Source organism: Streptomyces sp. WM6372 (assembly GCF_001279655.1).
Taxonomy (GTDB): Bacteria; Actinomycetota; Actinomycetes; order Streptomycetales; family Streptomycetaceae; genus Streptomyces.
The window spans coordinates 1-14,513 of sequence record NZ_LGDB01000246.1 but is presented as its reverse complement, the minus strand read 5'-3'; the positions used below and the strand labels follow the sequence as shown (position 1 = coordinate 14,513).

2 protein-coding genes are annotated in these 14,513 nt (G+C 76.1%); both read right to left on the bottom strand.

Annotated features, from left to right (window positions below):
* Positions 1-42: 42 nt before the first annotated feature.
* On the bottom strand, positions 43-4,965 hold the full coding sequence (locus ADK52_RS44885; RefSeq protein ID WP_053694242.1) for a type I polyketide synthase: 4,923 nt from the start codon (positions 4,963-4,965) through the stop codon (positions 43-45).
* Between the two features lie 70 nt (positions 4,966-5,035).
* Positions 5,036-14,513: type I polyketide synthase (locus ADK52_RS37080; protein ID WP_159046125.1), on the bottom strand; the 9,478-nt coding region annotated here is incomplete at its 5' end.

Sequence of the window (14,513 nt, the reverse complement as noted above, 5' to 3'; positions counted from 1 at the left end):
AGTCCTTTTGATGAATGTGTCGGCAACGTGCTCGGGGCTCGGTCAGGCCAGGCCGAGTTCTCTGTCGATGAAGGCGAAGACGTCGTCCGCCGAGGCGGATTCGAGCTGGTCGCGGACCAACTCGCCGGTTCCCTGGAGGTCGGTGAGCCTGCCGACCAGGGCTTGCAGCCGCGAGGTGATCCGGCTGGAGCGGATCTGCTCGATGTCGAGGGAGGCGGCGAGCTCCTCGAAGCGGTCCAGCTCGGTGAGCACGTCGGCCGGGCCGCCGTCGCCGTCCTGGAACAGCTCGGTGCGCAGGAAGGCGGCGAGTGCGGCGGGCGTCGCGTAGTCGAACACCATCGTGCTCGGGAGGTTCGCGCCGGTCGCCTCGCTCAGGCGGGCCCGCAGTTCGACGGCGGCGACGGAGTCGAAGCCGAGGTCCTCGAAGGCGCGGGTCGGCTCCAGCTCCGCCGGGGAGTCGTAGCCGAGCAGGGCCGCGACCTTGCCGCGGACCAGGTCCAGCAGGGCGCGGGTCTGCTCCGCCTCCGGCTTGCCGGCCAGCGAGGCCACCAGGGCGGATCCGCCGCCCGCCGCCGCGCCGTCGGCGGCGCCCGCGAGGATGTCCCGTACCTCGGGCAGGGCGTTCAGCAGCGGGCGGGGCCGGGCCAGGGTGTACGTGGGGACGAAGCGCTCCCAGTCGAACTCGGCGACCACCAGGTGGCTCTCGTCGTGCTCGATGACCTGGCGCAGGGCGCCGACGGCGATGGAGGGCCGCATGGCGGGGGCGCCGATCCGGCGCATCATGGCGCCCAGTTCGGCGTCGACCATGCCGCCGTCCCACGAGCTCCAGGCGACGGAGGTCACCGTACGGCCCTGGGCGCGGCGGCGGTGGGCGAGGCCGTCGAGGTGGGCGTTGGCGGCGGCGTAGGCGCTCTGGCCGGCGCTGCCCCACACGGCCGCGCCGGAGGAGAAGAGGACGAAGGCGTCCAGTGCGTGGTCGGCGAGCAGTTCGTCGAGGAGGACGGCTCCGGCGACCTTGGCGTGGCCGACCTCGGCGAACTCCTCCAGGGAGAGGTCGGAGAGCGGGGCGATGCGCTGCATCGCCCCGGCCGCGTGGACGACGGCGGTCAGCGGCATGTCTTCGGGTACGGAATCCAGGACGCGGGCCAGGGAGGCGCGGTCGGTGACGTCGCAGGCCTCGATGCTCACGCGGGCGCCGAGGGCGGTCAGTTCCGCTTCGAGCTCGTCCATGCCGGCGGCGGCACGGCCCCGGCGGCTGGTGAGCAGCAGGTGTTCGGCGCCCTCCGCGGCGAACGTACGGGCCACGTGGGCGCCGAGGCCGCCGGTGCCGCCCGTGATGAGGACGGTGCCGCGGGGCTGCCAGGTGCGGCGGGGCTCCTGGCCGGCGAGGGGGGCCCGGACGAGGCGGCGTACGAAGACGCCCTGCGGCCGGATCGCGGCGGCGTCCTCGCCGGAGGCGCCGGTGAGCAAGGAGCACAGCTGCCGGGCCGCGGCGGCGTCCACGACGGCGGGCAGGTCGACGATGCCGCCCCAGGTCTGCGGGAGGTCGAGGGCGAGGGCGCCGGCCAAGCCCCACAGGGGGGTCTGGGCGACGGCCGCGACCTCGTGGGAGCCGGCGACCGCGGCCGCCTCGGCGGTGGCGAGCCAGAGCGGGGCGCTGAGGCCGGCGTCTCCGTGCGCCTGCACCAGGGTGATGGTGGCGGCCAGGCCCCGGGAGAGGCCGGGGTGTCCGGGGTGGGTCCGCTCGTCGAGGGAGAGCAGCGAGAGCACCCCGGCGGCGGTCCGCGTACGGAGCGCCTCGGCGAGCGCGGCGCGGTCCTCCCCGTCGACCTCGACGGTCTCGGGGGCGGCGCCGCTGTCGGCGAGGGCCGCGAGCACGGCCGCGACCCGCGGGTCGGCGGCGGTCTCGGGGGTCACGGCGACGAGCCAGGTGCCGGTCAGGGCCGGGGCGGGCAGGGCGTCGGGTGCGGGCTGCCAGACGACGCGGTAGCGCCAGGAGTCGAGGGTGTGCGCGTCGTGGTGGCGGCGGCGCCACTTCGAGAGGGCGGGCAGCACCTCGTGCAGCGGCTCGGCGGCGATCTCCAGCCGGTCGGCGAGGGTGTCGACGTCGGCGTGCTCGACGGAGTCCCAGAAGGCGGCGTCGGCCGGGTCGGCCGCGCCGCCGGCGGCGCCCTGCCCGGCGGTGAGCAGGCCGGGGGTGGCCGGGACGGTGTCGGCCCAGAAGCTGCGGTGCTGGAAGGCGTACGTGGGCAGCGCCAGCCGGCGGGCCGGGCGCCGGGCCGGGCGGGCGGCGGACAGGGCCGGCCAGTCCAGGGCCGCCCCGCGGGCGAACGCCTGGGCGACGGCGGCCAGGAGCGTGCGCTCCTCGTCGCGGCCGCGGCGCAGGGCGGGCGCGACGACGGCTGTGGCCCCGTCCGTGAGCGAGTCGGCGGCCATCGGGGTGAGCGCGGCGTCCGGGCCCAGTTCGATCAGGACGCGGACGCCGTCGGCCTCGATCGCGCGCAGGGCGTCGGAGAAGCGGACGGCCTCGCGGACGTGGCGGACCCAGTAGTCGGCGCTCTGCAGCTCGCCGTCCCCGGCCGGGCGGCCGGTCAGGTTCGACACGACGGGGATCCGGGCCTCGTTCCAGGTCACGCTCTGGGCGACGGCGCGGAACTCCTCCAGCATCGGGTCCATGAGCGGGGAGTGGAAGGCGTGCGAGACCCGCAGTTCCTTGGTCTTGCGGCCCTCCTGCCCGAAGTGGGCGGCGATGGCGCGGACGGTGTCCCGCTCGCCGGAGACCACCACCGAGCGGGGGCCGTTGATCGCGGCGATGCCGACGCCGTCGGTGAGGTGGGAGCGTACCTCCTCCTCGGTGGCCTGGATCGCGGCCATCGCACCGCCCGCGGGCAGGGCCTGCATCAGGCGGCCGCGCGCGGTGACGAGGCGGGCGGCGTCGGCGAGGTCGAGGACGCCGGCGGCGTGGGCCGCGGCGATCTCGCCGATGGAGTGGCCGGCCAGCACGTCGGGGCGCAGGCCCCAGGAGCGGACGAGCCGGAACAGGGCGGTCTCGACGGCGAAGAGCGCGGGCTGGGCGTAGGCGGTGCGGTTCAGCGCCTCCTCGTCGCTACCCCACATCACGTCCTTCAGCGGGGTGTCGAGGTGCGCGTCGAGGGCGGCGGCCGCCGCGTCGAGGGCCTCGGCGAAGACGGGGAAGGCGGCGTGCAGTTCGCGGCCCATGCCCAGGCGCTGGGCGCCCTGCCCGGAGAAGAGGAAGGCGGTGCGGACGTCGGGTTCGGCGACGGCGCGGGCCGCGTCGCCCGGGACGTCGCCCTCGGCGAGGACCGTGAGTCCCCGTACGAGCTCCTCGCGGTCGGCGGCGAGGAGGACGGCGCGGTGCTCCAGTGCGGCGCGGGTGGTGGCCAGCGAGTGGCCGAGGTCGCGTACGGGCGCCTCGTCCCCGGCGGCGTCGAGGGAGGCCAGGTGGTCCAGCAGGTTGGCGGCCTGGGCGCGCAGCGCGTCGGCGGTCTTCGCCGACAGCGGGAGCAGCGCGGGGGCGTCGGCGGCGTCGGGTGCGGCGGCGTCGGGTGCGGCGGCGTCCGGAGCGGCGGCTTCGGCGTCCGCGGCCTCCTCGGCGGGCGCGGCCTCGATGATGACGTGCGCGTTGGTGCCGCTGAGGCCGAACGCGGAGACGGCGGCGCGCCGCGGCTCCCCGGTCTCGGGCCAGGCGACGGCTTCGGTGAGCAGCCGGATGTTGCCCGCCGACCAGTCCACCTTGGGGCTCGGCTCGTCGACGTGCAGGGTCTGGGGCAGGACGCCGCGGCGGATCGCCTCGACCATCTTGATGATGCCGCCGACCCCGGCCGCGGCCTGCGCGTGCCCGATGTTCGACTTGATGGAGCCCAGCCACAGCGGCCGGTCCGCGGGGCGGCCCTTGCCGTACGTGGCGAGCAGCGCCTGCGCCTCGATCGGGTCGCCGAGTGTGGTGCCCGTACCGTGCGCCTCGACCGCGTCGACCTGGTCGGCGGTGAGCTGCGCGCCGGCCAGCGTCTGCTCGATCAGCCGCTGCTGGGAAGGGCCGTTGGGGGCGGTGATGCCGTTGGAGGCGCCGTCCTGGTTGATGGCGCTGCCGCGGATGACGGCGAGCACCGGGTGGCCGTTCCTGCGGGCGTCGGAGAGCCGTTCGACGACGAGCATGCCGGCGCCCTCGCCCCAGCCGGTGCCGTCGGCGGCCGCGGCGAAGGACTTGCAGCGGCCGTTGGGGGCGAGTCCGCGCTCCTGGCTGAAGCCGACGAAGGAGGTCGGCGTCGCCATCACGGTCACACCGCCGGCCAGCGCCAGGCCGCATTCGCCGGCGCGCAGGGCCTTGACCGCCCAGTGCAGGGCGACCAGCGAGGAGGAGCAGGCCGTGTCCACGGTGACCGCGGGCCCCTCCAGGCCGAGGGTGTAGGAGATCCGGCCGGAGGCGATGGAGCCGAGGCCGCCGATCCCGCCGTCGGAGGGGTAGTCGTGGTAGACGACGCCCGCGTACACGCCGGTGCGGCTGCCGCGCAGCGAGTGCGGGTCGATGGTGGCGCGCTCCAGCGCCTCCCAGGAGGTCTCCAGCAGCAGGCGCTGCTGGGGGTCGGTCTCCCGCGCCTCCTTGGGGCTGATCTTGAAGAAGTCGGCGTCGAACCGGTCGGCGTCGTGCAGGAACCCGCCTTCGCGGGCGTACGACTTGCCGGGCGTGCCCGGCTCCGGGTCGTACAGCCCGTCGACGTCCCAGCCCCGGTTGAGGGGGAAGCCGGTGATCCCGTCTCCGCCGGAGGCCACCAGGTCCCACAGGTCCTCGGGGGAACCGATCCCGCCGGGGTAGCGGCAGCTCATCCCGACGATCGCGATCGGCTCGTGCTCGCGGGCCTCGGCCTCGCGCAGGCGCCTCTTGGCGCTCTGCAGGTCGGCGGTGGCGCGCTTGAGATAGTCGCGGAGTTTGTCCTGGTCAGGCATCTGAAGTCAACCAATCTGAAGCCAACTGTGGATCGCGGCGGTCGGGGTCGTTGTCCGTTGTCGCGGCGGGTCAGAGCCCGAGCTCCCGGTCCAGTGCCTCGAACAGTTCGTCGTCGGTGACCGCCTCGAAGTCCTGCTCCGGGTCGGTCGGTTCGGTGGTGCGGGTGTCCTGCCAGCGGCGCAGTACCGCTTCGAGCCGTGCGGTGATCCGGGCGGGGTCGGCGGCGCCCCGGGCGACGGCCGCGAGGGCCGTGTCCAGCTGGTCCAGCACCTCGGCGACCGCCCGCGTCCCGTCGTCGTCCTCGGGCTGCACGGCGGCGGCCAGGTAGCCGGCGACGGCCCGCGAGGTCGGGAAGTCGAACGCGAGGCTCGCCGGGAGGGCCAGCGCGGTGGCCGTGCCGAGGCGGCTGCGCAGTTCGACCACGGCCAGCGAGTCGAAGCCGAGTTCCTGGAAGGACTGGTCGGCGGCTACGGCGTCGGCCGAGGCGTGGCCGAGCAGTCCGGCCACGTGCGAGCGCACCAGCTCCAGGAGCAGCCGCTCCCGCTCCTCCGCGTCCAGGCCGGTCAGCCGGCGCCGCAGCTGGTCGGCCTCGTCGGCGCCACCGCGGCCCGAGCGGCCGGCCGGGGTGCGTACGAAGCCGGCCAGGACGGCCGGTACCCGGCCGGTGGCCGCGCGGAGGGTGCCGCGGTCCACGTCGAGGGCGGTCAGGTCCGCCCCGGCGGTGCGCAGCGCCTCGTCGAGCAGGGCCAGTCCGCGCTCGGCGCCCAGGGCGGGCACTCCGAGCGAGGCCAGCAGGTCCTGCTGGTCCGCGAGTTCGACGGGGTCGACGGCGGCCTCCCACGGCCCGAAGGCGAGGGCGGTGGCGACGAGCCCGAGGGTGTGGCGGTGCCGGGCGAGCGCGGTCAGGAAGCCGGCCGCGGCGGCCCGGGCACCCTGTCCGGCGCCGTGCATCAGCCCGGCGGAGGAGGACAGGAGCAGGAAGGCCGCGAGGGGCTCGTCGCGGGTGAGCTCGTGCAGGTTCCAGGCCGCGTCGGCGCTGCGCCGCAGGGCGGCGTCCAGTACTTCCCCGGCCTGCGCGTCGATGCGGGCGGCGCCGGCCGGGAGGTCGGCGTGGACGACCGCGACGAGCGGGTGCCCGGCGGGTACGGAGGCCAGCAGCCTGGCGAGGGCGGTGCGGTCGGCGGGGTCGCAGTCGGCCACCACGGTCTCGGCGCCGAGACCGGCGAGGTCCGCGAGGTCCGCAAGGTCCGCGAGGTCCGCGAGGCCGGCGATGGCGTCGGGGTCCACGGCCGTCTCGGTACCGACGAGCAGCAGGCGGGTGGCGCCGTACTCGGTCACCAGGCGGCGGGCCACGGCGGCGCCGGCGGCGGACGCCGCGCCCGTGACCAGGACCGTGCCGGCCGCCAGGGACGGCGCGTCCCCCTGCGGGGCGGCGGCCTTGGCCAGCCCGGGCACGAGGACGGTGCCGGCCCGGATCGCGAACTCGGTGAGCCCGGCGCCGAGGGCGGCGGGCAGCGCCTGCCGGGAGGCCTCGGTGTCGTCGAGGTCGGCCAGCACGAACCGGCCGGGGTGCTCGCTCTGGGCGGCCCGTACCAGACCCCAGACCGGAGCCTGGGCGAGATCGGCGCCCTCGTCCTCGCGGACGGCGACGGCGCCGCGGGTGACGACGGCCAGGGGCGCGGCGGACGCCTGCTCCTCGCCGAGCCACTGCGCGAGCCGGGCCAGGGTCGCCCCGGCCGCCGTACGAGCCCGGGCGGCCGCGTCGGCGTCGGCGGCCCCTTCGGGTACGGGGCACTCGAAGAGGACGGGTGCCTCCTGCGGCGCGGAGCCGCCGGCGGGCGCCTGGCTCCAGGTCAGCCGGTAGAGGGCGCCGGGCTGTTCGCCGGTGCGCAGTTCCGCCGCCGAGACGGTGCGCTGGGTGAGCGCGGCCGCCGACAGGACGGGACGGCCCTCCTCGTCGGCCGCTTCGAGGGCGAGCGTTCCCTGCGCGTCCCGGGTGATGCGGACGCGGAGGGCGGCGGCGCCGGTCCGGTGCACCTGGAGGTCGGTCCAGGAGGCGGTGGCCAGCGGGGCCGGAGCCCCGGTGTCGAGCTGGTCCAGGCGGTCCAGGTGGTCCAGGCGGTCCAGGTGCAGGGCCGCGTCGAGCAGGGCGGGGTGGACGGTGAACCGGTCGGCCGCGGCCTCGCCGGAGCCCGCGTCGGCGGGCAGCGCGATCTCGGCGAACAGTTCGCCGCCGCGTCGCCAGGCCGCGCGCAGGCCCTGGAAGACGGGCCCGTACCCGTAGCCGCGGGCGAGCAGCCGCTCGTACGCGTCAGCCACCGCCACGGGCGCGGCGCCCGCGGGCGGCCAGGCCGACAGGTCGGCGGGGGCTGCAGCGGAGGCGGCGGCGCCCTGGGCGAGGGTGCCTTCGGCGTGCAGGGTCCAGGCGGTGTCCTCGGCGCCCTCGCCGTCCCCGGCCCGGGAGTACACGCTCACCGGACGCAGGGAGTCCTCACCGGGCGCGCCCACCACCACGTGGAGGGGGGCGCCGCCCTGCTCGGGCAGCGGCAGCGGGGCGTGCAGGGTCAGGCCGGCCAGCCGGTCGCAGCCGAACTCGGCTCCGGCGCGCAGGGCCAGCTCCACGAAGCCGGTGGCCGGGAGGACGACCGTACCGAGCAGGTCGTGGTCCTCCAGCCAGGGCTGGGCGGAGCGGGCCGGGCGGCCGGTGAAGGTGGCCCCGCCGGTGGCGGGGGCGGGGACGACCGCGCTGAGCAGCGGGTGGTCCACGGCGTCGAGGCCGAGCGAGCCGGCGTCCCCGCCGCGGCGCTCGTCGAGCGCCCAGAAGCGGTCGCGGCGGAAGGCGTACGTCGGCAGTTCGATGCGCTGGGCGCCGCTGCCGGCGAAGAAGGCGTTCCAGTCGACGTCGACGCCGTGGGTGTGGGCCTGTGCGAGGGCGGCCACGAGGGTGTGCTCCTCGTCGCGTTCGCGCCGCGACAGCGCCAGGAACACCGGGGTGGTGCCGGTGCCGGAGCCGGAGCCGGTGTCCGTTCCGGTGTCGGTGTCGGTGTCGGTGAGGCAGGCGGGGCCGAGGCCCGCGAGGACGGCGTCGGGACCGACCTCGACGAAGGCGGTGGCTCCGGCCTCGGCGAGGGCGCGTACCCCGTCGGAGAAGCGGACGGCCCGGCGCACGTGCCGGACCCAGTACTGCGGGTCGGCGATCTCCTCGGCGGTCATGATCCGGCCGGTCACGTTCGAGACCAGCGGGATCCGGGGCTCGGCCGGGGAGAGCCCGGCCGCGACGGCGCCGAACTCGGCGAGCATCGGCTCCATCAGCGGGGAGTGGAAGGCGTGGGAGACGCGCAGCCGGGAGGTCTTGCGCCCCTGGGCCGTGAAGTGCTCCTGGATCGCGAGCACTTCCTCCTCGGCGCCGGACACGACCACGGACCGCGGCCCGTTGACCGCGCCGATGCTGACGGCGTCGGTGAGCAGCGGCAGCACCTCCTCCTCGGAGGCCTGGACGGCCGCCATGGCCCCGCCGGCCGGCAGCGCCTGCATCAGCCGGCCGCGGGCGGCGACCAGCCTGGCCGCGTCGGCCAGGGACAGGACGCCGCTGACGTGGGCGGCGACGAGTTCGCCGATGGAGTGACCGGTGAGGAAGTCCGGCCGGACGCCCCAGGACTCCAGCAGCCGGAACAGGGCGGTCTCGAAGGCGAACAGGCCGGTCTGGGTGTAGAGGGTGCGGCTGAGCTCGCCCGCGTCCTCGCCCCAGACGACCTCGCGCAGTGGCCGGTCCAGGTGCCGGTCGAGCTCCGCGACGGCGGCGTCGAAGGCCTCGGCGAACACCGGGAAGGCGGCGTGCAGTTCACGCCCCATGCCGGCGCGCTGGGCGCCCTGCCCGGAGAACAGGAAGGCGGTGAGACCTCCGGTGACGGCCCGTACGGCGGGCGCCGCGGCCGGCGCCCCGGACGCGAGCGCGGCCAGCGCCTGGCGGGCCTGCGCGGGGTCGGTCGCGATCAGCGCGGCCCGGTGCTCCATGGGCGCCCGGGTGGTCGCCAGGGAGAACCCGACGTCTCGCGGCTCGGCGGCGGGCAGGGTGTCGAGGTGGCTCTGCAGCCGCCCGGCCTGCCGTACGAGCCCCTCCGCGTCACGGGCGGACAGCAGCCACGGCACGACGCGCGCCGGGGCGGCCGCATCGGCTCCGGCGGCGCCGACCGCGCCTGCGGCATCGGCGGCGCCTGCGGCATCGGCGGGAGCCGGAGCGCCCGGCGCGGCCGCGGGGGCCGGGAGGTCCGGCGCCTCCAGGATGACGTGGGCGTTCGTGCCGCTGATGCCGAAGGAGGAGACGCCGGCGCGGCGCGGGCGGTCCGAGGCGGGCCACTTGCGGGGCTCGTCGAGCAGCCGGACCGCGCCCGCCTCCCAGTCGACCTGGGCCGACGGCGCGTCCAGGTGCAGGGACTTCGGCATGATGCCGGTCTGCAGCGCCTGCACCACCTTGATGACCCCGGCGACGCCGGCGGCGGCCTGCGTGTGCCCGATGTTCGACTTGATGGACCCCAGCCACAGCGGCTCCGCGTCGCCGCGGCCCTGCCCGTACGTCGCGAGCAGCGCCTGGGCCTCGATCGGGTCGCCCAGGGTGGTGCCCGTACCGTGCGCCTCCACGAGGTCGACATCGGCGGTCGACAGGCCCGCGTTGGCCAGGGCCTGGCGGATGACCCGCTGCTGGGAGGGGCCGTTCGGTGCCATCAGGCCGTTGCTCGCGCCGTCCTGGTTGACGGCGCTGCCGCGCAGCACGGCGAGCACCCGGTGCCCGCTCCGCCGCGCGTCCGACAGCCGCTCGATCACGAGGACTCCGACGCCCTCGGACCAGGCGGCGCCGTCGGCCGCCGCGGAGAACGACTTGCACCGGCCGTCCTTGGACAGGCCGCGCTGCCGCGAGAACTCCACGAAGGTCTCCGTGGACGACATCACGGTCACGCCGCCGACCAGCGCGAGCGGGCATTCCCCCGACCGCACGGCCTGCGCCGCGAGGTGCAGGGCCACCAGCGAGGACGAGCAGGCGGTGTCCACGGTCACGGACGGGCCTTCGAGGCCGAACGTGTAGGAGACGCGGCCCGAGCCGAGCGATCCGGCGGCGCTGTTGCCCGTGTAGTCGTGGTACATGATCCCGGCGAACACGCCGGTCGAGGTGCCCTTCAGCGAGGCCTGGTCGATCGCCGCGCGCTCCAGCGCCTCGTGGGCGACCTCCAGCAGCAGCCGGTGCTGCGGGTCCGTGGTCAGGGCGTCGTTGGGGCTCATGCCGAAGAACGCGGGGTCGAACTCGTCGGCGTCGTGCAGGAAGCCGCCGTGGCGTACGTACACCTTGCCGGGGGTGCCCGGCTCGGGGTCGTACAGCCCGTCGAGGTCCCAGCCGCGGTTGACCGGGAACTCGGTGATGGCGTCGACCTCGTCCTCGACGAGGCGCCACAGCTCCTCCGGGGAGCGGACACCGCCCGGGTAGCGGCAGGCCATGCCGACGATCACGATCGGGTCGTCGTCATCGGCCGCCGTGCCTCCCGTGGCGGCCGCGGCCGTGGCGGTGGCCGCGGATCCGGCGAGGAGGGTGTCCAGGTGCTCGGCGACCGCCTGGGCGTTCGGGTGGTCGAAGACGAGCGTCGGGGTCAGCCGCAGCCCGGTCGCGGTGGTGAGCTGGTTGCGCAGTTCCAGTGCGGTGAGCGAGTCGAAGCCCAGCTCGTTGAAAGCGCGCTCGGGTCCGACCTCGGCCGTGGTGGAGTGCCCCAGGATCGAGGCCACCTGGCCGCGTACGAGGTCCAGCAGGGCGCGCCGGCGCTCCTTCTCCGGCAGCGCGGCGAGCTCCTGGCCGCGGGTGGCGCTGCGGGTCGCGCCGGTACGGGCCGCGGCGCGGGCGCGCCGGCGGACCAGGGCGGAGAACTGCGCGGGCAGGTCGTCGGCCGCGCGCAGCGCGGCGAGGTCCAGGGCGAGCGGCAACAGGACGGCGTCGGCCGAGGTGGTGGCGGCTTCGAACAGGGCGAGGCCGTCGGCGGCGGACAGCGCTCCGATGCCGGAGCGGCGCATGCGCTGGAGGTCGGTGCTGTTGAGCTCCTCCGCCATGCCGTCGCCGCTGACGGAACCGCCGTCGCCCTCGGTGACCCACAGGCCCCACGCGAGCGACTGGCCGGGCAGCCCCTGGGCCCGGCGGTGGGCGGCGAGGGCGTCGAGGAAGGCGTTGCCCGCGGCGTAGTTGCCCTGGCCCGGGTTGCCGAGGACGCCGGCGACCGAGGAGAACAGCACGAAGGCGGACAGGTCCCGGTCCCGGGTCAGCTCGTGGAGGTTCCACGCGGCGTCGACCTTGGGGCGCAGCGCCCCCGCCAGCAGCTCGGGGGTGAGCGAGCCGATGGTGACGTCGCCGAGGACGCCGGCGAGGTGGATCACCGCGGAGACCGGGTGGGCGGCGAGCAGCTCGCGCGCCCGGTCCGGGTCGGCGAGGTCGCAGGCGGCGAGGGTGACCTCGGCGCCGAGGGCGGTCAGTTCGGCGTGCAGGGCGGCGGCGCCGGGGGCCTCGGGGCCGCGGCGGCTGACCAGCAGAAGCTCGCGTACGCCGTGCTCGGCCACGAGGTGGCGGGCCACCAGACGGCCCAGCGTGCCGGTGCCGCCGGCGAGCAGGACGGCGCCGGGGGCGTCGAAGCGGATCGTCTCCTCCGCCGTGGCCCCGGCCGTGGCGCGGACCAGGCGCGGGGCGTGCAGCGCGCCGGACCGTACGACGATCTCGGGCTCGGCGGCGGCCAGCAGGACGGCGGGGTCGACCGGGAGCCCGTCCGAGCCGGGTTCGAGGTCGGCCAGGACGATCCGGCCGGGGTTCTCGGCCTGGGCCGAGCGCATCAGACCGCGGACCGCCGCACCGGCCAGGTCCGTGACGCCCTCCGTGACGCCCTCCCCGGGCGCGGCGACGGCGCCGCGGGTGACGACGAGCAGGCGGGATTCGGCGAACCGCTCGTCCGCGAGCCACTCCTGTACGCGGGCCAGGGCCCGGGCCGTGGCCGCGTGCACCTGCGCGGCGGTGTCCCCGGCCGCGTCGGCGTCCGGGCCTTCGAGGACCAGTACGTCCGGCGCGGGCCGGGTGCGGTCGTCCGCCTCCCACAGGCCCCAGGTCAGCGGGGCGGGAGCGGCGGCGGGAACGGGCAGCGGCTGGAGCTCGACGGCGAACAGGGCGCCGCCCGGAGCCTGCCCGGGGGCTTCGGCCGGGGCGGCGGGACGGGAGACGAGCGATTCGACGGAGAAGACGGGGAGACCGTCGGCGTCGGCGCCGTCGAGGGTGATGCCGTCCGGACCGGAGGGGGCGATCCGCACGCGCAGCCGGGTCGCGCCGACGGCGTGGAAGCGCACGCCCTTCCAGGCGAAGGGCAGGAGCACACCGGAGTCGGATCCGCCCTGGCCGTCATCGAGCAGCGAGCCGTGCAGGGCCGCGTCGAGGAGGGCGGGGTGGATGCCGAAGCGGGCGGCGTCCTCGTGCGCCTGCTCGGGCAGTTCGACCTCGGCGTACACCGCGTCGCCCTGGCGCCAGGCGGCCGTGAGGCCCTGGAAAACCGGCCCGTAGTGGTAGCCGCGCTCCCGGAGCAGTTCGTACGCCTCGTCCACGGTCACCTCGGCGGCGCCGGCGGGCGGCCACGCGGTGAGGTCCGCGCCGGACGCGGCGGGAGCCTCGGCGAGCAGGCCCTGGGCGTGCAGCAGCCAGGGGGTGTCGGGGAGGGAGTCCTGGGGCCGGGAGTGGATGAGCACGGCCCGGCGGTCCAGCTCGTCCGGACCGCCGACCGTGACCTGGAGGGCGACGCCACCGTGCTCGGGCAGCACGAGGGGGGCCTGGAGGATGAGCTCCTCCAGGGTGGTGCGTCCGACCTGCTCCCCGGCGTGCAGGGCGAGTTCGACGAAGCCGGTGCCGGGCAGCAGGACGGCGCCGAGCACGTCGTGGTCGGCCAGCCAGGGCTGGGTGTCGACGGAGAGGCGTCCGCTGAAGGTCAGCCCGTCCGAGTCGGGCGAGGAGATGACCGCGCCGAGCAGCGGGTGGTCGGCGGGCGCGAGGCCGAAGGCGGTGGCGTCACCGCCGCCCGCGAGGTCGGCGATCATCCAGTACCGCTCGCGCTGGAAGGCGTACGTCGGCAGCGTGACCGCCTCCGCGCCGGTCCCGGAGTAGAAGGCGGTCCAGTCGACGGCGGTGCCGGTGGCGTGGAGCCGGGCGAGGGCGGTCAGGAGGGTGCGCGCCTCGGGCCGGTTCTTGCGTACGGCCGGCTCGACGACGGCGTCTTCGCCGTCCAGGGTGTTCTGGGTGAGCGCGGTGAGGATGGCGTCGGGGCCGAGCTCGACGAACGTCTGGACGCCCTTGGCGTGCAGGTGCTGGACGGTGTCGGAGAAGCGGACCGCCTCGCGGAGGTGGCGGGTCCAGTAGTCGGGGGTGCCCCAGTCCTCGCTGAGCTCGCCGTGGACCCCGGCGACGACCGGGATCCGGGCGGGAGCGTACGTCACGGACTCGGCGACCGCGCGGAACTCGGCAAGGGCCGGGTCCATGAGCGGAGAGTGGAAGGCGTGCGAGACCCGCAGCCGGGTCGTCTTGCGGCCCAGCTGGGTGAACTCCGCCTGGATCGCCTCGACGGCATCCTCGGCACCCGAAACGACCACGGAACGCGGGCTGTTGATGGCGGCGATGCCGACGGCCCCGGTCAGGTGCGGGAGGATCTCCTCCTCCGTCGCCTGGATCGCGGCCATGGCTCCCCCTGCGGGCAGCGCCTGCATGAGGCGACCGCGCGCGGTGACGAGGCGGGCCGCGTCCTCCAGCGACAGCACCCCCGCCGCGTGCGCGGCCGAAATCTCACCGATCGAGTGCCCCGCCAGGAAGTCGGGCCGCACACCCCAGGACTCCACCAGCCGGAACAGGGCCGTCTCGATCGCGAACAGCGCGGGCTGCGTGAACGCGGTGCTGTTCAACAGCGCCTCGTCCTCACCCCACATCACCTCGTACAGCCGGGTGTCGAGGTGCTCGTCCACGGCCACGACCACCGCGTCCAGCGCCTGCGCGAACACCGGGAACGCCGCGTACAGTTCACGCCCCATACCCAGCCGCTGCGCGCCCTGGCCCGTGAAGAGGAAGGCCGAGCGGCCCTCGCGTACGGCGCCCTGCACCGCGCCCGCCGCCGCCGAGCCCTCGGCCAGCGCCGACAGGCCGGCGAGGAGTTCCTCGCGGTCGGCGCCGACGACGACGGCCCGGTGCTCGTGCGCGGTCCGGGTGGTCGCCGCGGAGAACCCGAGGTCGGTGAGGGACACGTCCGCGTGCCCGGTGACGTGTGCGTGCAGCCGCCCGGCCTGCTCGGCCAGCGCCTTCGCCGAACGGCCCGACAGGGCGACGGGGACCAGCGGGAGGGTACGGATCTCGCCCTCGGCCTCCGCGGGCTCGGCGGCCGGGGCCTCCTCGACGATGACGTGGGCGTTGGTGCCGCTGAGGCCGAAGGAGGAGATGCCCGCGCGGCGCGGGCGCTCGCCCGCCGGCCAGGCCACCGGCTCGGTGAGCAGCTTGACGTTGCCC